Source organism: Spirosoma luteum DSM 19990 (genome assembly GCF_000374065.1).
Classification (GTDB): domain Bacteria; phylum Bacteroidota; class Bacteroidia; order Cytophagales; family Spirosomataceae; genus Spirosoma; species Spirosoma luteum.
This window is the reverse complement of record NZ_KB893246.1, coordinates 18184-41961: the sequence shown is the minus strand read 5'-3', so window position 1 is coordinate 41961 and position 23778 is coordinate 18184. Positions and strand designations below refer to the sequence as shown.

General features: G+C 50.2%; 13 protein-coding genes. 7 read left to right on the top strand and 6 right to left on the bottom strand.

The window, feature by feature from the left end:
- Positions 1–19 precede the first annotated feature (19 nt).
- The 3 genes from B156_RS0104675 to B156_RS0104665 all read right to left on the bottom strand — a co-directional run bounded on the left by B156_RS0104675 (position 20) and on the right by B156_RS0104665 (position 3938).
- On the bottom strand, positions 20–715 hold the full coding sequence (locus B156_RS0104675) for a sugar transferase (protein ID WP_018618486.1): 696 nt from the start codon (positions 713–715) through the stop codon (positions 20–22).
- A 69-nt stretch (positions 716–784) separates the two neighbouring features.
- Positions 785–2962 (bottom strand): GumC family protein, encoded by a 2178-nt coding sequence (locus B156_RS0104670; RefSeq protein WP_018618485.1) that lies wholly within the window; start codon positions 2960–2962, stop codon positions 785–787.
- Between the two features lie 160 nt (positions 2963–3122).
- Positions 3123–3938, bottom strand: a complete 816-nt coding sequence (locus tag B156_RS0104665; RefSeq protein WP_040585115.1) for a polysaccharide biosynthesis/export family protein — start codon at positions 3936–3938, stop codon at positions 3123–3125.
- Between the two features lie 996 nt (positions 3939–4934).
- On the opposite strand from B156_RS0104665, the gene B156_RS0104660 reads away from it, so the two are divergent.
- On the top strand, positions 4935–8651 hold the full coding sequence (locus B156_RS0104660) for an NPCBM/NEW2 domain-containing protein (protein WP_018618483.1): 3717 nt from the start codon (positions 4935–4937) through the stop codon (positions 8649–8651).
- Positions 8652–9248: 597 nt separating this feature from the next.
- On the opposite strand, the gene B156_RS0104650 is transcribed toward B156_RS0104660, so the two are convergent.
- Complete coding sequence (locus tag B156_RS0104650; RefSeq protein ID WP_018618481.1) at positions 9249–9770, bottom strand: hypothetical protein; 522 nt, start codon at positions 9768–9770, stop codon at positions 9249–9251.
- Positions 9771–9889: 119 nt separating this feature from the next.
- Between B156_RS0104650 and B156_RS0104645 the strand changes: the two genes are divergently transcribed.
- The 6 genes from B156_RS0104645 (at position 9890) to B156_RS0104620 (ending at position 20830) form a co-directional block, all read left to right on the top strand.
- Positions 9890–12304 (top strand): penicillin acylase family protein, encoded by a 2415-nt coding sequence (locus B156_RS0104645; protein WP_018618480.1) that lies wholly within the window; start codon positions 9890–9892, stop codon positions 12302–12304.
- A gap of 152 nt (positions 12305–12456) precedes the next feature.
- A complete protein-coding gene (locus B156_RS0104640) occupies positions 12457–15693 on the top strand; it encodes a SusC/RagA family TonB-linked outer membrane protein (protein WP_018618479.1) in 3237 nt (1078 codons plus the stop codon).
- Between the two features lie 22 nt (positions 15694–15715).
- Positions 15716–17248, top strand: coding sequence for a SusD/RagB family nutrient-binding outer membrane lipoprotein (locus B156_RS0104635; protein ID WP_018618478.1), 1533 nt, complete (start codon positions 15716–15718; stop codon positions 17246–17248).
- Between the two features lie 168 nt (positions 17249–17416).
- The gene (argS, locus tag B156_RS0104630; protein WP_018618477.1) at positions 17417–19201 is read left to right on the top strand and encodes an arginine--tRNA ligase; all 1785 of its coding nucleotides are present in this window, start codon (positions 17417–17419) and stop codon (positions 19199–19201) included.
- A gap of 22 nt (positions 19202–19223) precedes the next feature.
- Positions 19224–19844 (top strand): glutathione peroxidase, encoded by a 621-nt coding sequence (locus B156_RS0104625; protein ID WP_018618476.1) that lies wholly within the window; start codon positions 19224–19226, stop codon positions 19842–19844.
- Positions 19845–19936: 92 nt separating this feature from the next.
- Complete coding sequence (locus B156_RS0104620; protein WP_018618475.1) at positions 19937–20830, top strand: 1,4-dihydroxy-2-naphthoate polyprenyltransferase; 894 nt, start codon at positions 19937–19939, stop codon at positions 20828–20830.
- Between the two features lie 6 nt (positions 20831–20836).
- Here the strand turns inward: B156_RS0104620 and B156_RS28820 are convergent, their stop codons facing one another.
- Positions 20837–23158, bottom strand: coding sequence for a metallophosphoesterase (locus B156_RS28820; RefSeq protein ID WP_018618474.1), 2322 nt, complete (start codon positions 23156–23158; stop codon positions 20837–20839).
- Between the two features lie 87 nt (positions 23159–23245).
- Positions 23246–23647 carry a hypothetical protein gene (locus B156_RS0104610; protein ID WP_245563689.1) on the bottom strand — a complete coding sequence of 134 codons (402 nt, stop codon included), beginning with the start codon at positions 23645–23647 and terminating at the stop codon, positions 23246–23248.
- Between the last annotated feature and the right edge of the window lie 131 nt (positions 23648–23778).

The following is a 23778-nucleotide window of genomic DNA, read 5'->3' as shown; positions in this document are numbered from 1 at the left end:
GTTGATTGAGTAGCGACTGTTACCGGGCGTTTTCGTGGCCTTTTAGTGTCGACATAACTGTCAGCCAGCAAATTTTTACGTCCAGCCGGGTCGATTGCCGACGAATGTACAGGTGGTCGTAACGGACCCGGGTCTTCATCCGGTGAACTTCCGCCGTTTCTCCGCGTGCACCCCGCACCTGGGCCAGCCCCGTAATACCGGGTTTTACGGAGTATCGCTCTTGATAACCGGGTATTGTATTCCAATGCTGAGCATCCAGGGGCAACGGGTGCGGACGCGGCCCAACCACGCTCATATGACCCACCAGCACGTTCAGAAACTGCGGCATCTCATCAAGATTAGTCCGACGCAAAAACCGCCCTATGGGGGTTATCCGCTGATCGTTTACAACAGCCTGCTGGAATGGGGCATTCCTGTCATATGTCATGGTCCGAAATTTCAGGCATGGAAACACCGTACCCCGACGGCCTGTTCGTAGCTGGACGTAAAAAATCGGGCCTTTAGAAGTAAACTTAATCAATAGAGCAACTATAGGAAAAAGCCAAATGAGAATACACAATGTAATCAAACAAGACACGGTGAGATCAAATCCCCGCTTTTTAAGATTGGCTACTGGTAACCTTAAAATACGATTGCGTTCCTGAGTATGGGTTTGTCTCTGATTGAGACGTTTCAGGCCGAAAGAAATCGTTTTCTCGTTGGTAAATGCTTCCATAGCACCTAAATTTTTGGGGTTGGGTAATTGTCTTTTCCTGGTAGAGCCGAACAAAACAAAAGCGATAGTTTACCGGTAGGAATAACTGTTCTTGTACTGGTGGTTAGAATGGTATGATTCTCCATTACTGACTCCATTTAGCACAATACGCATGTTCTTAAAACGCTGCTCCCGGTAGAGCAGGTCCAATGTTTTAAGGCTGTGTTTAGGCGTTACGCCGTGCCGAACCACAAATAGAGTCGTATCTACATACGGAGTAACTACCTGGGCATCGGTAACAATACCAATTGGTGGAGCGTCGAGAATAATGTACCGGAAGCGCTCTCGCAATGTCTGCATCAACTGCTTCATGGTATCGCCACTTAGGAGTTCGGATGGATCCTGTGGTAGCGGACCGCTTGGTATCATGTAATAGTTAGGATGCCCCGGTACAGGCTGTAGAATCTCATCTACCGTAGCTTTCCCGTCCAGATACATACTAAGGCCTACTGAATTGTCGAGGGCAAATACCTGGTGAAGACGAGGTAACCGCATGTCCATTTCCACGATAACGCAGGGTTGCCGCAGCATAGCCAGACTCGCTCCCAGATTGATCGATATAAATGATTTTCCCTCCCCGCTAATGCTGGAAGTACAAAGGAACACTTGGCTCGCTATGGTTTCGTCCTGCTCAAACTTGATGGTGGTCCGGATAGACCGAATTTGCTCGGCAATAACAGATCGATTGTGGGGAGCTACCACTAGAGGGTCCCGGTGGTGCTTTTTCATTACTTCTCCCAAAATGGGAACCCGTGTAGACGTTTCGACATCCTGCCGTCGTGATACCCGGCTGTTAAGCGCATTCTGACCTCCAATCACAGCTGTTGGCACTAATAAGCCCACAAGACCAAAAAGAGCATAGACAACTACCCCCACCGGCTTAACAGGCCACTCACTGCTTTTGGCTGCATCGATTACCCGGCTATTGGCAACGGCAGCCGCAAACATAACGGCCATTTCTTCCCGCTTCTGCAACAAATACGTGTACAAATCATTTTTGATGGTCTGCTGACGTGTAACGTCCATCAGCCCCCGCTCCTGCTTGGGCACGGTGCGAATAATACTACTAATCTTTTGATTGTCGGCCAGGTACTGCTGCTGCGAACTAAGCAGCATGGACTTCATGGATTTGATGTTTTGGCTGACATTATTTTTCGTTGCTTTAATCTGTTTATCAATGGCTTGCAGAAGGGGGCTTTTTTCTGATGTTGTTGTCATCAACTTATCCCGCTCTAGTTCGAGCGACGATAAATTTTCGATCTGCCCCAGTAGAACAGGGTCACTGATCCCTATAGTAGCGGGCGTGCTTCCACGCTGGTCGACCTGCGTATTGATAAATGTCTGTAAGTCGCCAAGCGTGGCCAGTTGTACACCTATCTGGTTAAGCTGGGCATCGTTCTGCCGGGTTGTTTCTATAAACGACTGAGCCTGCGTACTTAAGTCAGTAATACCCAAGTCGGATTTGTATTGCGCCACGCTTTTTTCAACCGAAGCCAATTCTCTTGATACGATACGGAGCCGGTTTTCAACAAACTGAAGAGTGTTTTTCGCCATTTTGGTATTGTCCGTAATGGCCGCCTGATTGTATTCCATAATGAGCGTATTTAGAATCGCTTCGCCCTTCTGCGGAACGGCATCTTCGAGTGTTAGGTGAATAACCGATGATGTCTTGCTCGTTGGAACCGCTTTCAGACTACCCAAATACAACCCTACTGCCGAGGAGGGCGACATGACCTGCACGGTAATCGGCTCGGTTTTGCTACTTATCGGTTGGCGGGTCAGTATTCGCAGCTGTCCGTAAGGCGTCTGAACAGACTGGTTAACCGGGTACGACTGGTCATTAATTTGTACGGTTTTGTCAGACAGAAAACGTAGCTGTAACATTTTCGCATACAGTACCGGTTTGGCTGATTCAACTAGCACCAGCACCGGCGAGTCGGTATAGATTTCCCTCTTCCCAAACGACGATTTCCTGAAGTACCGGGTATCCAGATGAAGCCCTGTTACTACCCGGTTCATCAGCGTTTTTGAGGTAAGCACCTCCAGCTCGTTTTCAACTAATTTTTTGGGCGAATAACCTCCCAGTTCTTTCAGAGGGTTTGCCTGCTGATTCCCCAGCTTTTCATCCTGAAGCAGTAAATTAGCCTCGATTCGGTAAATAGGCTGTTTGTAAAGCATGTACGCATACGCACCACCTAATGCAATCATTAGCGATAAAACAAACCAGGGCCATTGTCTAAGGTAGGGCGTCAGGTAACTCCTGAGCGTTGGACTACCAGAGTCAACTAATTGATAGTCTGTATAAGTGGAGTTATATTTTTGGTTCATATTAGTTGTGCCGATGCATTCAGTAATCAGGGGCAATTAGTCAGGGCCGAGTGGCAATGATGGCAATCAATGACAACGCGGCAATGAATATGGGAGCCAGTTGGTAGGCTCTGTCCACGCTGGTTGCACGAGCTTTGCCAGGCTCCACGTAAATCACGTCGTTGGGATGGAGCGAATAGAAAGGTGATTTGAATACATCACGCCGGGTTAAATCCAGTCGGGAAAAAACACGTTTGTTATTTTCCTCCCGGATAATGAGGATGTTGTCCCGGCGGGCGTAAATCGTTAAATCACCTGCTAGTCCTAGTGCTTCGGGCAGGCTTATCTGTTCATTTGGTATGGAAAATAATGCTGGGCGAGTTACTTCGCCCAGCACTGAGATTTTAAAATTCAAATTTCTGACGTTAACCGTTGGTTCTTTGAGGTAAGGTTCAAGTTTGATTCGTATCAATTCGCTCGCTTTACTATTGGTAAGATCGGTTACCGTTACCTGACCTATGAGCGGCAATTTTATAGTACCATCTGTATTGACTAAGTAACCGGATGTCCGAGCGAGTGGGTTTGATGTTTTAATATCGGAACTTACATCAGCCATTGATGGTGGGTTGAAATAATTAGAGGCTTCTGCGTTTAAGCTGCTAACCTGAACTGACAGTATGTCACCCTTTTTGATAGTAGGAATAAATGATTCGACTATTGAAATAGTATCTTCAATACCTGTGTTTGTTACTGCTTGGAAGTAGGTGAGCTTTTTAGTTGATGTACAACTGTCTAAGGAAGCCATCCAAACAATACCAGCAATTAAGTGGACTAAAAAATGATCGCATATTTTGGTTATTCTTCTTTTCGTTAGCATGCAGGAACTGGACTATAAATACTATCTCAGTTGTTTCAATCGATGGAAGACTGCTGGGATTTTCTTTGGTTCGGAGTAAACAGTATTGGTCGGCGACCAGGTAGTATTTACTCTAAAAGTAGTGTATTAATATCTTCTAAGAATGGTATGAGCTCTTTTCAATAAGTACTAATAGTTAAAAACGTATTTATTGTATTGTGATGAAATTTCCTGTATAATAAATTTTTATTTACCTTTTTAAAAAATTGGTAGCATATCTATAGGAATATTTTTATAGAGTATGTAATAATCCAGTTCTTTTCCAGTAAAGAAATTAATAGCGATGTCTGGTCTGTCTTGATTAACCGGTCCAACCGGTCCCAAAAAGCTCGAACAGTTTTTTGATGACTTTACTAACCAAACAATCGCTTGTGAGGAAGACAGTTGGTACTGTCGTCAAAGTCACCTAAAGCCAAACAAATGACTACTGCATTCCGACTAGGCGAACTTATAAAGTCATCAGCTCATGACAATCAATTCGGTCTTATAGTGCTCGGTCAGGAGATGATTCAGTTATCAGAAAGCGTGTTAGAGTGATTGCCGGGATAACACAATCTTACGTTGCTTAGGTGAGCGTATTCTTACCCCTTCTGGTGAGCCAGTTTTGACTGGAGTTTATGTCGTGAGTAAGGTCCCCTCAGTCTTCAAATATTTCAGCTATTTGTTCAGGTGAGGACTGACCACTTTTTAGGTAGCCGAAGCGCGAAAAAAGTCCTCCATTTTGTGAGAGATCGTGAAAGAGTAGAGATAATTCTCTTTTGTATATTCTCTTTGGTTATCAATCTTGCTTCTCCCAACTTGACACACGTCATTAAACACTCTCCTTTTTGAGTCAATTTATCAAATTTTCACACAGCCAAAAATTGATTAAACGGTAGTAAACTGCTACATTTATTTCAAAATGATTGGCATTCTAGCATAAAGTAAATTATAACTCTCTATTATCCAGTTTTATTAGTGTCTACCGTACTTGTATCTCTCAAACCAAGCTCAGCCAGACATGTTGGCCGTGCCTTAGCCATTTTTCTGCTGTTGTTGGCTACCTCCCAGGTATTTGCGCAGAACATCTTTTACGTTGCTGTCAGCGGGAATGACAGCAACTCCGGCCGATCGGCCGATAGTCCGTATCAGTCACTCGCCAAAATCAACAGTCTCTCGCTGCAACCCGGTGATCAGGTGCTGCTCCGGCGGGGCGATACCTTCCGGGGTACCCTTTATATCAGGCAGTCGGGTTCATCGGGTAATCCGATCATTGTCGATGCTTACGGCTTGGGTGATAAACCCATTATTGCCGGGTCGTCTCAGGTTACGGGCTGGAATAATATCGGCAATAACACCTGGCAGGCTAGCTGCTCCAGTTGCGGCAGCCGGGTAACGGGCGTTTACAACAAAAATGCGGCTCTGCCCCTCGGCCGGTATCCTAACCTCAGCGACTCAAATAAAGGGTATCTGACTATTCAGTCGCATAACGGTACAGGTCAGATTACAAGTCAGCAGGGTTTACCCACCAATTTTACGGGGGGGGAAGCTGTACTGCGCTCCGCTGCCTGGGTTATTGACCGCGCTCAGATTACCAGCCAGAGCGGCAACACGCTATCACTTAGCTATAATACAACCTATCAGCCACTCGACAACTGGGGGTACTTCATCCAGAATCATCCCGCCACACTTGATCAGACAGGTGAGTGGTATTATAACCCGTCTGATAAAACGATTCGCATTTACGATAATCAGAACAATCCCAATAATCAGCTAATTACGGCAACAACGGCTAGCGAAGGCGTTAATCTGAGTAATTCGTCGTATGTGACTGTGCGTAATATCAGGATCACCCAAACGCTTTCGTCTGGGCTTTTATCGAACAACGGCAACGGAATCACACTATCGGGTAACGACATTACGCTTTCGGGCGAGAACGGGGTCAGTTTCAGTGGGTCAGGCAATTCAATTCTGGTCGAAAACAACCTGATTGAAGATGCCAATAATACGGGATTTCTGATCAATGTTTACCAGAATTTCACCTTTCGGGGGAACACCGTTCAGCGAATTGGCCTGTTGGCGGGCCGGGGCGGCAATGGCGATGGTACGTATTCGGGACTACAGTCGGCCAGTAACTCCAACACGCTCATTGAAAACAATGTGTTCGATAAAATCGGCTATACGGGTGTCACCATCGGCAGTAGTTCAACGGTTCGCTACAACCGTGTGTCGAACTACTGCCTGACGAAGAGTGACGGGGGCGGCTTGTACATATCGAACGGTGGGCGGGCTAACCTGACTGACGTTAAGTTTCAGTCGAACATCGTATATAACGGCATAGGCGCTCCTGAAGGTACGCAGATTCAGTCGACGTCGGGGGCGCATGGTATTTTCCTTGATGACTGCACCATAAACGCGGAGGTTTCGGGCAACACCATCTTTCAGGTTGCTGGCATGGGTATTTTCCTGCGGGGTGCTTATAACTGCACGATCAAAAACAACACCAGCTTCGATAACGGTGAGGAGCAGCTCAAGATCGTCGCCAATGGTACCTGCGCCCCGCGTAACATTATCAACCAGAACAATATTCTGGTCAGCAAGCTGGCAACAGCCCTTGTAGCGGCTTACGAAAGCAATGCCAACGACCTGAGCAGTTTCGGTTCCTTTGATCATAATTACTACGTACGGCCATTTTCGGATCAGTTCAAAATTCAGGCTGTGTATAACCCCGGCACGGGCGGCACAGGTGGGGTTTTGTCGCTGGCGGAGTGGCAAAACCGGTTCGGTCTAGACAAAAACTCGTTTAATAGCCCCATTACGTATAAATCGCAGATGGCGACGCAAACGGGCACTACCCTGCTCAATTACTCCTATTCGAGCGGAGCCGACGGCTGGAATGCTTGGTCGCCCTACGGGAACGGCCGGCTCGACTGGGATAATTCCGGTAAACTCGACGGTGGCTCCATGCGACTGTCGTTCGCGTCGGCGTCGGGCCGGAGCAATTCATACCTGCTGACAACGGTTAATCTTGGTAGCGTACGTAAGGGGCAAACCTACCAGTTGTTACTGGATGGAGTAGCGTCGGGGCCCAATAAGCGGTTAACGGTTTACCCCCGTCAGCAAGGTGGCAATTACCGCGATCTGGCCGAACGTACCACTTTTGTGCTGGGAACGAGTCGTCAGAATAACGAAGCTACATTTACAGCCAACGCCGACGAGTCGAATGCAATTCTGGTGGTGCAGGCGGACGAAGACGGGCAAACCGCCTGGGTCGATAACCTGATTATGCGCGAAGCCACGCTAACGACGCTTAACCCCAGTGACTACGTCAAAATCGTGTATAATGCGACGGGGCAGACAACCAACGTGGGGCTGGACGCTACCTACCGCGACGTCAAAAATAACGCGTATACGGGTCAGATTACGCTCGCCCCCTATTCGTCGGCGGTACTGTTGAAACAGCTTACGGCAACTACTCCAACACCGGTCAGTCTGCGCGATCCAGAAAATCCTACCTCCACTACGAATGGCCTCGACTATAAATACTACGAAGGCTCCTGGAACGTGCTGCCCGACTTCAGTAGCCTCACAGCGGCTAAAACTGGTACCTCCAGTCAGCCCGATCTTTCCGTGCGGGGGCGGGACAGTTACTTCGGTTTGCAGGTCAAGGGCTATTTCAACGCGCCCATTGATGGTATGTACACCTTTTATACCACGTCCGACGACGGTAGCAAACTTTACATCGGCACGACTGAGGTCGTCAGCAATGATGGGCAGCACGCAGCCAAGGAAAAATCGGGCAGCATTGGTCTGAAGGCCGGCAAACATGCCATTACTGTTGCCTTCTTTCAGGGGAATGGTGATCAGACACTCAACGTCAGTTACGAAGGACCCGGCAGTAGCAAGCAGGCTATTCCAGCCAGTGCGTTCTACCGCGTTCCCACGACGGCACCAACCGGATCTGGCGTTTACCTCTCTGACTTGAACTGGACATCGGCGAATAATGGCTACGGCCCGGTCGAGAAAGACAAGAGCAATGGCGATTTGGGGGCGGGCGACGGCCGTGCCATCACCCTCAACGGACAAACCTACGCCAAAGGCCTGGGCGTGCACGCAGCCTCCTCCATCAGCTATAACCTGGGCGGTCAGTACACCCAGTTCACCACCGACATGGGACTTGACGACGAGATGGCCAGCACCAGTTGCGGTAACGTCGAGTTTCAGATCTTTGTCGATGGCACGCTGGTCTATCGTAGCGGCAACATGAACGCAGCCACGGCCACCAAGTCGGTGACCCTGGACGTATCGGGTAAGCAGACTCTGATGCTGGTGGTTACTGACGGGGGTGATGGCTACGCCTGTGACCACGCCGACTGGGCCGGAGCCCGGCTCTCCAAGAGCGCTGCTGGTCGAATGGCTGCCGTACAGTCGGAGGTTGATGCCTTCACGGCAGAGGTTTATCCCATACCCACCCGCGAAACGCTGCGGGTACGCTACTGGGCCCAAACGTCAGGCAATCTTTCGATACAACTCCTCAACGAAACATCTCAGCAGATGCTTCAGCAAGTGCATTCAGTCACGGCGGGAGAAAACATGATCAGCCTGCCCGTACAAAACATTACCCGCGGGTTTTACATTTTATCGCTGATTCAGGGGCAGCACCGCATAACCCGCAAGGTCATCCTGAGCGAATAGTCACAGCAACCATGAAACGCAACGAAGCGCCTTTAGCCAGGGCGCTTCGTATGCTACTTATTGAGTGGACAGATACTAACCTTCGTATTACACATTTCCGTACCTCACTTTTTTAGCAGACTCACGTTGCCGATCACGGCAGACGTTAATGTTATGCTTAAAGTCAGCCTGTAGAAGTGGTAAACAGTAGCACAGCTATAACCCAATCAGCTAATGCAGCTAGTGTTATACTGGTTCCTGCCAACAGACAACGTATTGTTGCTCAGCATGATACCCTTTTTTGGCCAGTTAACGCAGCAGCCAGTTTCGTAAAAAGCGACTCACTAACCAAGAATACGATTGGTCATAATGTAGAACGAGTCAACTAAACCTGTCCTAAGAAGAAAACGGCATAAAAAACGTTTTTGTCTGAATAGTATTGCCAACTGGAATCGAGTACGCAGTTCATTTATCAGTAAATCTGTTTGGTGGGTACTACCCTGTCCGATAACCCAAGCCGATAAATTCCAATCCTCACAACTTTCGTTGCCTATTTGTAAACAAGAAACCAGTACAGAAGGCGTTATCAACAGCCCGCACTACTCGTTTCGAGCCGGTTTAGTTCGTTAACTGCACCGGGTTATTATTAGGTAGCCGGGCTTCAACAATCCCATCATCAATCAATTTACTGACGATCTTACTGGCGGGCACTTCGACGCTGCCACTGGTGGTGACAACAGCTTTCCAAAAAGGCTGACCAGTGGCAAGATTCCTCATTTCGACGTAAAGTTCGTTTGACGAATAAGCATATTTGCCAGATGCCGATACAGAATTTCGCTTAAAGTCTATCGTCAGTACAACTTCACTCTGGCAAGCCTGTCGCTGCTTTTCAACGGCTTCTTCCGGGCTATCAAATGAAATAACGCTATTGGACACGACACACACCTGATAACCAGCCGGAAACGACGTTTGAAACGAGGATAAGTAAGTAGGGCCAACCTGAGAAAGTCGTGATTCAACCAAAATCCGGCTGAATTCGGGCTGGGCTTCTTTTTTTATATTCGACTGTATGTTGACAGATACGCAACCTGCTAACATTGAAGCCAAACCAATCACCAGAACTTGAATCGTTCGTTTCATTTTATGCGGTTTGATTGTTTTAATAAAGTAACAACATACTCTGTCCGGGTTGGTTAAGCGGCTGTTAAAATGCAGCTTTTTCGTTTTTGGGCTATCTTACGCTTAAATTCGTCGACAACATGCGCCAACTTTTACCCGTTCTCATTGCATTTCTGCTGGCACCTTACTGCCACGCCCAGTCAAGCCAAACTCTACAGGCACCCGGCCTGAAACAACCCGTCGAGATTATCCGCGACAAATGGGGTGTCAATCACATTTACGCCAAAAACGAACACGACCTGTTTTTTGCCCAGGGTTATTCGGCGGCTCAGGACCGGCTGTTTCAGCTGGAAATCTGGCGTCGGCAGGCTACAGGTACGGTAGCCGAACTACTGGGCCCGCAGGAAATCAAGCGCGACATTGGTGCCCGGCTATTCCGGTTCCGATCCGCTACGGCCCATGTCAGCCTGGAGCAGGAACTAGCCCATTATCACCCGCATGGCCCGCAGATTGTCCGGGCCTTTGTGGACGGTATCAACGCCTACATAACCCAAATCCTGAAAACGCCCGAAAAACTACCGTTCGAGTTTCAGGTGCTGAATACGAAACCGGGCTTGTGGACACCCGAAGTAGTTATCAGCCGCCATCAGGGACTATTGGGTAACATTCGGGACGAACTGAACTACGGCCGGTTAGTGAAATTGATTGGCCCCGACAAACTACGGGAGCTGGAATGGTTTCACCCCACCGCCGACCCAACAAAACCTGACCTAACCCTACGCGTGAATGGCGATGAACTGTTCCAGCCCATTCTGGAACTATACGAGGCTTTTCGGTTACCCATAAAATTTCAGGGCGTGGCTACGAAAGCAGACGAGGATGAAGCCGGACTATTCAGGAAGCCCGCTGAAAAACAGCAATGGGTTGATAACTGGTTTGACACCAACAAACAATACACCGGATCTAACAACTGGGTTATTGCAGGCGACAAATCGGCTAGTGGCTATCCCATGCTGGCCAATGACCCGCATCGGTCCGTTTCCACTCCTTCGCTCCGGTACTGGGTTCACCTCAATGCGCCGGGCTGGAATGTGGTAGGAGCGGGGGAGCCGACTTTGCCGGGAATTTCGGTGGGGCACAACGACTATGGCGCGTGGGGATTGACGATTTTTGAGACCGATAACGAAGACCTGTACGTGTACGAGACCAACCCCGCCAACCCGAACCTTTATCGCTACAAAGGAAGCTGGGTGCCCATGAAAATACGAATCGAAATGATTCCGGTGAAAGGGGAACAGGCGGTGAAAGCCACGCTTAAATACACCCGCCACGGACCGGTGGTGTTCGAGGATTCCGTCCATCATAAAGCGTACGCTATCCGGTCAGGGAGTCTGGACGTGGGTTGTGCGCCTTATCTGGCCAGTTTGCGCATGAACCAGGCTCGCAACTGGGCGGAGTTCCGGCAGGCCTGTTATTTCAGCCGCGTACCGGGCGAAAACATGATCTGGGCCGGTAGGCCAACGGTGGGTAAACCCGCCGAAATAGGCTGGCAGGCGGTGGGGCTGGCTCCCATCCGGCCAAACTTTACGGGCCTGGTTCCCGTACCGGGCGATGGCCGGTTTGAATGGGGTGGCTACCTGCCCATTAGTAAGTTACCCAACAAGCATAATCCGCCGGAGGGTTACGTGGTAACGGCCAACAACAACCTGACGTCGGTTACTTATCCCCACAGGAATGCGGTTGGTTGGACCTGGTCAGGCCCCTCCCGGGCGCACCGCATCGAAGAAGTGCTGAACGATGGGAAACGAAAAACAATGACTGATTTTATGGCCTTGCAGGCCGACTATCTGTCTATACCTGCCAGGACACTGGTTCCGCTCATGAAGGACCTAGTTTCTATCAGTGAACGAACCGAGCAGGCTACCGCTTACCTGCGCCGATGGGATTACAAACTGGATCCAAACTCCGTAGCGGCCACCATTTATGTGGCCTGGGAGGGCCAGTTAAAACAGGCGGTTTACACACAAAAAGTACCGGTATCAGCCCAACCCTATTTACGGAGTCTGTCCACGAAGCGTGTGCTGGATGCCCTGCTCATTCCCACCCCCGCCCGAGACAGTTTGCTGCTTATCTGCATGGACAAAGCCGTAGCTGAACTAACCGCCCGACTTGGTACCGACATGGACGACTGGTCCTATGGGCAGCGAAAAAATAAGCACATTACCATTACGCATCCCCTTTCGGGTATGGTTGATAAAGCGATGCGGGAAAAAATCAATTTTAGTCCGGTAGCGCGTGGCGGCTACGGCGAAACGGTTAATGCTACGTCCAGCAACCTGAACCAAACCCACGGCGCTACCTTTAGGATACTGGTCGATACCGAAGACTGGGACAGGACTCTGGGCATTAATAGTCCTGGCCAGTCGGGCAATCCCGCAAGCCCATATTATGGCAACCTGTTCCCCACCTGGGCCGAAAATGGATACTTTCCAGTCTTCTTCTCCAAAGAGAAAATACAGGCTGTGGCCGATGGAACAACCGTATTGACGCCCTAGCGCGACAGGAAAAAAGCCCTGTTTCCGTAAAATCGAAAGAAAATAGTCACTTATTATAGAGATGCAGATTAATATTCTCTTTTGAGAGGTTATCATTGTGTTAACTTTGTGCCAATTTTTAGTATTTCTTAACTTATAATGTAGACTACCAAATGAAAAAAAGTTTACTTAGTAGCTGGCTGCTGGTCATGCTATTTGCTTTTCCCTCGCTGGCTCAGAATCGGGTTATCAACGGAAAGGTCACTTCATCAGAAGACGGATCTTCACTACCGGGAGTCAATGTGACCATTAAAGGCACCTCCCGGGGAACAACGAGTAATGCCGAGGGCAACTACAGCCTCACGGTGCCATCAGACGTTAGTACACTGGTTTTTTCGTTCATCGGATTCAAAAGCCAGGAAATTGCTATCGGGAACAAAACCGTAATCAACGCCCTGATGGCCGCTGATGCCTCGCAATTGAACGAAATTATTGTGACGGCGCAGGGGATTCGGAAAACCCCGCGTGAAATCGGCTACGCCGTCTCGACTATCAAAAACGAAGACGTTACCGTTGGCCGTTCCCCTCAGCTGGCGCAGGCCCTGTCTGGTAAGGTAACGGGGCTGGCGGTTTACAACGTAAACAACAGCGTTGATCCGGCGGTGAAAATCGTACTGCGCGGATACCGCTCGCTGACGGGAAACAATGAAGCCCTCGTTGTACTCGATGGAATGCAGACGACCTCGACGGTATTGTCGACCATCAACCCGAACGACATCGAGAGTGTGTCGATTTTGAAAGGGGGTCAGGCGGCAACGCTGTACGGCTCGGCGGGTATTAACGGGGCCATAATCATTACGACGAAGAAAGGCGTAAAGGGCAAGCTGAAGGTTTCGTACTCCAACAGTACGAACTTTGAGCAGATTAGCTTTTTGCCGCAGATTCAGGACAAATACGGCTCTGGCTCGCACTACGCTACCGCCTTCGGTACGGCCGGCTACAAGGCCGATTATCTGGAGCGCATGAAAGACAACTGGCGCGCTTATGAGAACCAGCAGTACGGCGATGCTTTCGATGGCTCCATTCGGATTCAGGGACGGACCGCGCAGGACAGCAGTCGATTGCTTATTCCTTATTCGCCCGTTGCCGATGCCCGCCGGAAGGCGTTCAACACGGGCGTTTCGGTGAACAATCAGATTAACTTCCAGGGGGGCGACGAGACGAGTTCGTTCTACATGTCCATCGAAAACCAGTCGGTGAACGGTATCGTGCCGGGCGACAAAAGCAACCGGACGGGTACGCGTTTGTCGGCAACGAAGGAATACGGCAAACTGACGGCCAGCTTTAATGCGGCTTATGTGCAGGCAATCTACAACCGTACGTCGTCGGATTTCTACAATAACGTGCTGAATCAGCCTGCGAACCTGCCCCTGAGCGACCTGCGCGACTGGCGGAATAATTCACTCGCTAACCCGAACGGTTTCTACAACGATTATTACAACAACCCTTACTTTGAGGCCGATAACAACCGGTTAAATTACAAGGATGCCAACATAAACGGTAACCTGAACCTCAATTTTAAAGCAACAACCTGGCTGACCTTCACCGAGCGTCTGGGCATCCTGAACAACTCGCGGACGGGTAAAAACACGACCGGTAAGTTTACGTACTCGGACTGGGCGAAAAGCAAATCGTACATTCCGGCTCCCTTCTACCGGGATGGGGATGGAACGGGTATTTACCGGGCCATTGGCGACGTTCAAGGCTCTGTTTTTGATTACTCCGGTACGGAGAACGTACTCAACAACGAGTTCCAGATTCAACTGGCAAAGGATTTCGGGCCGGTGGCCAACCGTTTAATCCTGGGTAACAGCCTGTATCAGCGCACAACTAACAACATTGGCGTTGGGTCCAGCTCCATTGTGGTGCCCGACGTATACAACGTATCGAACCGGCAGGGCAATCTGACGGGTGGTCAGATTCTGACGCAGGAGCGCCGGTTGGGGTATTACGCTGACTATACCGCCAACTACAAAAACTGGCTGATTCTGAACGGTTCGTTCCGCTTCGACCAGACGTCCAAATTCTACAAGCCCGACCGCCCATCCAATTACTGGTCGTATCCCTACTATGGGGCAGCTGTGTCGTTCATTGCTACCGATGCATTTCCGGCCATCCGCAGCAACGTTCTGAACTACGCCAAGTTCCGGGCGAACTACAACAAAAACGCCAACGACAACATCCCGCTGTACGGTCTGGATTTGAACTACCCGAACGGTGGTAATTTCCCCTACGGAAACATAGTGGGTCTGACGGTTGGTAACGTACTGCCCGACCCGAATCTGCGGCCCGAACAGGTTTATTCGGCCGAGGTAGGTGGTGAGTTTCAGTTGTTCAACAACCGGGTAAACCTGGATGTGTCGGCTTATACACAGAACTCGAAAGGGCAGGTAATTACGGTTCGCGTGCCAAACTCAACGGGTTTCAGCAACCTGCTGATCAACGTGGGCGAAACCAAGAACTGGGGCTACGAAGCTGAACTGAAATACCTGATTGCCCGGGGTGGTAAATTCACCTGGGATGCCAGCCTTCGCTACTCGTACAACGATAACAAAGTACTTGACTTGTATCCCGGTATCAACGAGTTCCAGATTGGTGGTTTCTCGTATGCCAACACGAACGTTATCAAAGGCGAGCGCTTCCCCATCCTGAAAACAGATGGCTACCAGTATGCACCGGATGGTTCGGGCCGCGTATTGGTTAACGCTACTACCGGCTACCCACTGCGCAATACGTCGCTGTTGCCACGGGGTGGTGTACTGCCTAGGCATATCGCCGGTTTGGGTTCGAAAATGGAATATGGTGACTTCGGCTTTACGTTTAACTTCGAATACCGGGGTGGTAACGTGATGTTCAGTGACCTGGGTCGTCAGATGACCTTTACCGGAACGGGTAAGTGGACCGAGAACCGTACGCCACAGGTATTCCCGAACTCGGCCATTCTTAACACCGATGGTACTGTAACGGCCAATACGACGCAGGTGCGCGAAGCGGAGTACTCTCTCTGGGTTGATAACTACCGGCTCATTTCGGAGAATTTCGTTACACCCGCCTGGTTCATCAAACTGCGTGACATTAACCTGTCGTACCGGCTGCCACAGAGCCTGATGAGCAAAACGAAGATTTTCTCCGGAGCCAGCATTGCCATCTACGGTCGTAATCTGATTACTATTGTCGACAAACTGAACTACTACACCGACCCCGAATTCAGTTACCAGGGTAACCCCGGACCAGGCAGTCAGTCGTCGTCGGTACCCACAACCAACTCGTCGATTGGTATCGGTATCAATACTACGGGGCAAACGCCACCCGTGCGTCAGTATGGTGTAAACCTCAACCTCACATTTTAGTAAATAGCACTGGTAACTTACTATGAAAGTCAAAGCACTTATTATAGCCACTATGGTGGCACTGGTTGGTAATGGTTGTAAAACCAAAGATTTCCTGAATATCAATACCAACCCTAACCAATTACCGACCGCATCGCCGAACTACCTGTTTACCAATGCGTTGAACGTTACGGCAGTCAATGTACTCGGAACCAACGAATTGGGTACGTATTGGTCGGGTCAATGGTCGCAGGGCAACGGGTACATCATCAGTACGCAGCAGTTTGCCTACCAGTTTACGAATGGCGATTTCAACTACTGGGACGGATATTACGACAACCTGCAGGATTATCAGTTCGTGATTAACAATGCGGACGCCAACGGACAGGCATTTCTGAAAGGACCGGCCAAGGTGATGAAAGCCATGCTGTTTCAGCAACTGGTTGACATGTACGGGAACGTTCCCTACACAGACGCCTTGCAGGGTGCTGCTGTGCTGGCCCCAAAGTTCGATGATCAGAAAGCCATCTACGAGTCGTTGATCACCTTGCTGGATGCGGCCATTGTCGATTTGAAAGCCAACCCTTTCTCAGGTAGCTTTGGCACCTCCGACATTGTCTTCGGGGGAAACGTAACGAAGTGGGCTCAGTTTGCCAACTCGCTCAAGATGCGGATTTTGATTCGTCAGTCTAAGGTTTCCGGTCGGGATACGTACATCAAGACCGAAATAAACAAGATTGTAGCGCAGGGGTCAGGCTTCATCACAGGCGAAGAAGTCGGTGTGGGTGGTGCGTCTTTCTTCCAGCCTGCGGCTGGTCAGCTGAATCCCATTTACGACCGGTGGGGCTACAGTGAAACGGGAGCCAAGCGGGCGTTGAACAACTACCCACGGCCTACGCAGTTTTTGATCAACACGCTGAAAGCGTCGGGCGATACGCTGCGCATGAAGCGAATTGCGTATGCCACGGGTGGCGAAAACGCGAATACCCCCGGTGTCAGTACGAAAGCCGAAGTTTCTGCCAACTACTCGGGCACCCCTTTCGGGGCCAGCTCGGGCTATTTGCCGGCCAATACTTCGTCGGTGGGGCCAAGCCTGTTGGTGAAGGGAGAGTATAACCGGAAATTTATCCTGATGACGGCGGCTGAAGTTCAGTTCCTGCTAGCCGAAGCCAAGCAGCGGTACCCGGATGTAACGTTGCCTAACACGGCTCAGATGTACTTTGAGAATGGTATCACACAGTCATTCCGGGTGCTGGGGGCTAACGTAGCCGGGGCGGCTGCTTACAAAGGGAGTGGTATCCAGAACTATGACTGGGTTGCCTCAACGGATAAACTGGCGGCCATCGCCATCCAGAAATGGATTGCCCTGACCAACTTCAGCGGGCTGGAATCGTGGTCCGAGTACCGCCGTACCAACCTGCCGGTTATTCCGCAGAGCATTCAGGTACCGGAAGCGACCAAGCGGCCATTGCGGCTGTTCTACCCCAACACGGAGGGAGGATCGAACGTAGCCAACGTTACCGCACAGGGTACCATTGATCCATTCACCACGAAGATTTTCTGGGATGTGGATTAACCGATTCTGATTAATTTTGAAAGGGGAGATTACCAGCCAGGTAATCTCCCCTTTTTTTGCCAGTCTGGATAGGAAGAAGCCACGTTTGCCAACGGATACGATTCGCATGGCGTGCCTGCACCGGCGAAAATCCATATTACCCCATTCATTTCGTACTTTTGCGGTCTAATGAATATTCAGGAAAAAGTAGAAGCCGATATTTTACGGGCGATAGCCGGGTGCTATCCGGGCCAGTCGGCAGTGGTGCAACTGTCACCGACAAAAAAAGAGTTTGACGGGCAATACACTTTCGTCACCTTTCCACTAACAAAAGCATTACGTCAGGCACCGGCCCAAATCGGGCAAACGATTGGTGCCTGGCTGCTGGCAAATAGTGAGATCGTCAGTGCCTTCAATGTAGTGCAGGGCTTTTTGAATATCAGCGTTGCCGATGCAGCCTGGGTGTCTTTGCTAAACAACATGGCCGGCAATCCTGATTTTGGTACGCTGCCCAAAAAGGAGCAAACCATTATGGTTGAGTTTGCCTCGCCCAACACGAACAAACCCCTTCACCTGGGCCATTTGCGCAATATTTTTCTGGGCGATTCCGTCAGCCGTATTTTAAAAGCGAATGGTTACGATGTCGTGAAAACCTGTATTGTCAATGACCGGGGTGTTCATATCTGCAAATCCATGCTGGCTTACCAGCGTTTTGGTAACGACGAAACGCCGGAATCTTCGAGGATGAAAGGCGACCACCTGATTGGAAAGTACTATGTGCTATTCGACAAAGCGTACAAGGCGCAGGTAGAAGAAATGGTGGCTGCCGGAACGACAAAGGAAGAAGCCGAAAAGCAGGCGCCCCTCATGCTGGAAGTGCAGCAGATGCTGCGTTTGTGGGAACAGGGCGACCCCGAAACGGTGGCCCTCTGGCGTAAGCTGAATACCTGGGTGTATGCCGGATTTGATGCCACCTATAAAAGTATTGGCACCAGTTTCGATAAAACGTACTACGAATCGAATACCTACCTGCTGGGTAAGGAAGTAGTGGAAGAGGGATTACAGAAAGGCGTATTTTATAAAAAAGAAGACAATTCCGTCTGGATTGACCTGACCGCTGAAGGACTGGACCATAAGTTAGTCCTCCGTTCGGATGGCACCTCGGTTTATATGACGCAGGACCTGGGTACAACCGATTTGAAAGACCAGGACTTCCACACCGACCGGCAGATTTGGGTGGTTGGAAATGAGCAGGATTATCATTTTAATGTGCTGTTTGCCATTCTGCGCCGGTTAGGGCGGGAGTATGCCAATGGCTTGTACCACCTGTCGTACGGGATGGTCGATTTGCCGACGGGAAAAATGAAATCCCGCGAAGGCACCGTGGTGGATGCCGATGATTTGATTGAAGAAACAACCGAAGCTGCATCCACCGCGGCCGACGAAGCCGCCAAAGGGAAACTGGATCAGTTTAGTGAGTCGGAAAAATCAGCTCTGTTCCAGATGCTCGGACTGGGTGCGCTGAAATACTACCTGTTGAAAGTAGACCCGCAAAAACGGATGCAGTTCAACCCGGCAGAATCGGTGGACTTACACGGAAATACGGGGCCTTATATCCAGTACGTTCACGCCCGGATTCGGTCCATAGGGCGGAAGGCGGCCGAGATGGATATCGTGCTGAGTAACACGGTCGAAGCCGGAGAACTGGATGAGGTAGAGCAGCAACTGCTGTTTTTGCTGAGTCAGTATCCACAGCGACTGGCCGAAGCAGGTACAGACTACGCGCCCTCGTACATAGCGCAGTATGCCTACGAACTGGCCAAAACGTTCAACCAGTTTTACGATAAGCTGTCTATACTCAAAGAAACCGATAGCGGCAAACTGGCAACGCGACTGTTACTCACGAAGTTAGTGGGTGAAACTATTCGGCAAACAATGGGTTTGTTGGGTATAGGCGTACCGGAGAAAATGTAAGTCTAAACTTGTTAAACTACCAATGAAAAAGAATCTTGTTTTCACGTTAATCGGTGTTGCGCTGGTCGTGACCCTCACCAGTTTTATGTCATTATCAACACTTGTCAAAGGGCTATTCGCCGATAAAGGCGAAATGGCCAGTGCGCCGAAAAACGCGGCTGCCCCCACTAAAAGTTTGTACGATTTTACCGTAAAATCGCTGGATGGTAAGCCTGTTGCACTGAGTGGGTTCAAAGGCAAAAAAGTGGTCATCCTGAACGTAGCGTCCAAGTGCGGCTTCACGCCACAGTATGCCGACTGGGAGAAATTTTACAAAGAACACGGCGATAAAATCGTTGTGTTGGGATTCCCGGCCAATAATTTTGGTAGCCAGGAGCCAGGCACGAGCGAAGAAATCGGTGCGTTCTGCCAAAAGAACTACGGCGTTACGTTCCCGATGTTTGAGAAAGTAGACGTACTGGGTGCCAATCAGGCTCCGCTCTACAAATGGCTGACGACAAAGTCGCTCAATGGCTGGAATGACAAGGTACCAACCTGGAATTTTTGTAAGTACGTCATCAACGAAAAAGGTGAACTGACGAACTTCTTCGCATCCAACGTAAAGCCCGATAGCCCCGAATTCAAGAAGGCGATTGGGATGTAATTATAAATGATGAATGATGAATGATGAACGATTGATAGTAGGTTACTCCATATCAATCATTCATCATTCATCATTCATAATTCATCATTCATATGAAGTCCTGGATTGCGGCTGCCCGGCCGCGCACGTTGCCGCTCTCGCTGGCCAGTATCATTCTCGGCAGTTTTCTGGCATCGGCTGCGCACAAGTTTAGCTGGCCCATTGCCCTGTTGGCTGCGCTCACGACCATTTTCCTGCAAATTCTCTCCAACTTCGCTAATGACTATGGCGATGCTGTTTCGGGTAAAGATACCGAGCTGCGCGTTGGGCCCCGCCGGGCAGTTGCCACGGGTGACATTACTAAAGAAGCCATGATGCGCGGCATTATTCTAATGTCGGTGCTGTCGCTGGTTTGTGGAATAAGCCTGCTCATACTGGCCTTTCGGGATGCCGATGTGTCTATCTTCTGGTTCTTTCTGGTACTGGGAATATTGAGTATTGCGGCTGCTATTGGCTATACCAATGGCAAACGACCTTACGGGTACGCGGGATTCGGTGACATTGCCGTACTTCTCTTTTTTGGATGGCTAGGCGTTCTGGGAACGTACTTTCTGCACACACTCTCGTTCAGTGCCCTACTGCTTCTGCCCGCTACAAGCGTTGGCCTGTTTGCCACGGGTGTGCTGAATGTCAATAATATCCGTGATATCGAAACCGATACGCTGACCGGGAAAAAGTCTATCCCGGCGCGTCTGGGCTTGCATAAGGCCATCCACTACCACTGGGGACTGCTCATCGCCGGTATGTTTTGTGCCGTAGCGTACTCATTCCTGACGGGAGCCAACTGGTTTAGTTACGTCTATATACTGGCGTTCCCGCTATTCATCCTGAACGGGCGGGCTATCGCCACCCACAAACGCCCGGTAGAACTTAACGCCCGGCTGGGCCAACTGGCTCTCACAACGCTGCTTTTCGTCCTCCTGTTCGGGATTGGACAGGTTCTCTGAAAGGCGTCACTGCCGTACTACCTTCCTCGTCAGCGTAGTTTGACCCACCTGGATTTTCAGCAAATAGGTTCCCGTAACCTGCGGCATGGGTATGGTTTCAGCAAGCGACTGTACCACACCGAAAGGCTTCTGCACAACTGTTCGACCCTGCTGGTCAATCAGCGTCAGGCTGACATCCTGCTTTCTATTAACAACCAGGTTAACCTGTAATACATCCTGAACGGGATTGGGATAAATGCGTAGCTGGCCGTCGGCAAATGTTTCTTCAGCCGTTGGGAGCAGTACCGTTACGGTAGCCTGACCCGAGTAGGTGCCTTTCCCACAGCTATTCTCCACGCTGGTAATGGAATAGCTAACAGACTTTGTTGGCTGAACCGTTAGAATGATTGGCGATACACTACTGGAAAACGTGGTACCATCCGACAACGTCCCCGTCCAGGGGCCATCGCCCGTAAAGGCCAGGGTTAGCGAAAGGGGCTGTCCCTGCAACACGGTCGTCGAGCCGGACAGCGTGGCGGTTGGTGATGGCTTCACCGAAAAAACATCGCTTGCAGTAAGTTGTGCGTACGGAATACCGCGTGGTCTGACCCGAATCCGATAGCCCGTACCGGGTGGTACGCTGACCGGAATGGTCGCTTTGAGCGTGGTCAACGAACCCGACCCAACGACCCGTTCGGTGCTGAAGTTGCCCGATGCGTCGGACAGGAGCACATCGTACTGCCAGCCAGCCGCTTTGGTCGTGTTTTCGGGCGTAGCCGTTACGGGTACGGTGCCACCCGCACAAACGGCGGTAGCGGCAGCGAGTTTGGTGGTTAGTTTGGGCGGTTGCTGGACGGTTAGCGTAAACTGGTCGGTGAGGCATTGTTGTTTATCCGTAACCACAATTGGGTAGGTGCCCGCCTTGTCGGCTACATACCGGATGTTGCGGCTGGTTTGCCCATCCGGCCATTGGTAGTCGCCCGGCCAGGAAGCCATTAACTGAAGCGTATCGGCATATTCGGCGGTGAGGGGTGTGGTTCGGTTCGCGTTTTTCATAAGGGTGAACTTATCCTGCACCGTACCGTCCGATTGCAGGAACTGAGCATCCAGCCGGTTATCATTCACATCCAGTAGCATAGAACCGCCAACCGTGACGTTGTTGTATACCGTGGCCGGGTGCGGAAAGCCGGGCGACTGGCCACCTAGTTGCCCGCCTGATCCATTGACTATGTAAACAGTACCCTGTTTGGTAAGGATGGGGCAGGAATTGGGCGAACTGTCATAGCGGCCGGTTGTGTTAGCCGTTACATTTACATTTCTGTCGAACGTAGCGGCCAATCCGCGCAGGTCCTTGATGCGATACGTGCGCTCATAACTATGACTATGACCATTGAGCACTAAATCGACTCCATAGCGTTCAAAGATGGGTGTGAGGTTTTCGCGCAGCATCTTCATGGACAGCTCTGTATCGGAGTCGTGGCTTCCTTTGCTGAAGGGCGGGTGGTGGAAAATAACGATTGTCCAGGGTAGCCGGTTAGCGGCCAGGTCGCGTTTGAGCCACTGTACCTGTGTACCGGTAGTGTCGAAGAGTCGATACTGCCCATTCTCTCTACCTTGGGAATCGAGCGAAATCAGATGAACTTGTCCGTAGTCGGCTGAATAGTATGATTTTGACCCCGACGGTATGCCCCCGGCCTCGCCTTGTTGAGGGAATGAAAACATTCGATAGTAGGGAATGTCAAAATTCGTTTCGCTATCGGCGTAATCGTGATTGCCAGGACTAATAAAAACGGGTGTATTACGAAAAGTAGGGGCGTAGACATTAAACACCCGTTGCTGATATTCATCCTCATACCCGTAGGAATAGGCATTGTCGCCCAACCAGAGCCATAAATCGGCGGGGCGGCTGGCGGTGGCATTTCTAAACGCCTGGTAAACATTTTTCTGATTGTCGTTGCCGCTGCCGAAATCACCCAGTACCCACATCCGGAACGGTCGCGCATCACCCGCTGGCAGGGCCGTTTTTACGTAATAATCCTGCCCGGACGCCAGCTTCGTTTCAGCGTAACCAACCGCGTAATTATAGCGGGTATTGGGTTGCAGGCCCCTAAGCGTGATGATGTGATCCTGCGTAGGTTGCGTTTCGGTCTGGCTCTGGGGCAACTGGTCGGCCGACGGGCCATACCATACACGGCCCGTAGTTGGCTGGTCGGTACGCCACCGGACAATAACCGATGTGGGTGTAACAACCTGTAAATACGGTCCCCGCGTTATAGCCGGGGATTGGGAAAAGGTGGTTCCGCTAAAAAAAAGTAAAAACGGTATAGCCAGGTAAAGACCGGTTCGCATACGATGAAGAATGAAGTCACCGTAAATTTACACCGCCTGACCGATATTTACTTCCGAAAGAGAAAACTGTCCGGGGCAATCTGTTCGCTAAAACCCTTTGTACAAGGACTGATGGATTTTCAGTAAGCACTTAACCGGCCAGTCGCTCTGGTTGTACAATTCCAGTTGAGCAATTTTCGTAACCAGTTGCCGTTCAGTACGCCGGCGTTCATCGGACGGAAGCGTCCTCATGGTTTTAGGTAACTCTTTGAGTGCCTGCTCCAGCTGTTTGCAGGCGGTAACAGGAAGGGAAAAATGAGTGGCTAACCGTTCCACATCGGATAATTTCCAAAGACCAGGTTTTGAACGCCGGTTTCGGATGGCATTACCACTTAGGCCTACCGCATTGCCCAGCTGCTCATCGTTGAGCGAGCACTCGCGTAACCGCCACATAACGGCCTGATAATTATTAACGAACGTGTGTAATGTTGTACGTAAATGTTCTACCAATGTTGTAAAAGTTTAGTGAGCGTACCAAAGCAATGCGGGCATATTTATGAAATGGGTCAGGATAATTTGGGTATAGGTTGACCGTTTCATCTGCCCGCAAACAAGCAATGAAACGACTATTCACTAATGGT

Excerpts from the sequence above, each read along its gene's own strand:
- B156_RS0104665 (WP_040585115.1), bottom strand. The coding sequence starts at position 3,938 with ATGCTAACGAAAAGAAGAATAACCAAAATATGCGATCATTTTTTAGTC.
- B156_RS0104635 (WP_018618478.1), top strand. The coding sequence starts at position 15,716 with ATGAAAGTCAAAGCACTTATTATAGCCACTATGGTGGCACTGGTTGGT.
- B156_RS0104650 (WP_018618481.1), bottom strand. The coding sequence starts at position 9,770 with ATGAAACGAACGATTCAAGTTCTGGTGATTGGTTTGGCTTCAATGTTA.
- B156_RS0104625 (WP_018618476.1), top strand. The coding sequence starts at position 19,224 with ATGAAAAAGAATCTTGTTTTCACGTTAATCGGTGTTGCGCTGGTCGTG.
- B156_RS0104645 (WP_018618480.1), top strand. The coding sequence starts at position 9,890 with ATGCGCCAACTTTTACCCGTTCTCATTGCATTTCTGCTGGCACCTTAC.
- B156_RS0104640 (WP_018618479.1), top strand. The coding sequence starts at position 12,457 with ATGAAAAAAAGTTTACTTAGTAGCTGGCTGCTGGTCATGCTATTTGCT.
- argS (WP_018618477.1), top strand. The coding sequence starts at position 17,417 with ATGAATATTCAGGAAAAAGTAGAAGCCGATATTTTACGGGCGATAGCC.
- B156_RS0104675 (WP_018618486.1), bottom strand. The coding sequence starts at position 715 with ATGGAAGCATTTACCAACGAGAAAACGATTTCTTTCGGCCTGAAACGT.
- B156_RS28820 (WP_018618474.1), bottom strand. The coding sequence starts at position 23,158 with ATGCGAACCGGTCTTTACCTGGCTATACCGTTTTTACTTTTTTTTAGC.
- B156_RS0104670 (WP_018618485.1), bottom strand. The coding sequence starts at position 2,962 with ATGATTGCATTAGGTGGTGCGTATGCGTACATGCTTTACAAACAGCCT.
- B156_RS0104620 (WP_018618475.1), top strand. The coding sequence starts at position 19,937 with ATGAAGTCCTGGATTGCGGCTGCCCGGCCGCGCACGTTGCCGCTCTCG.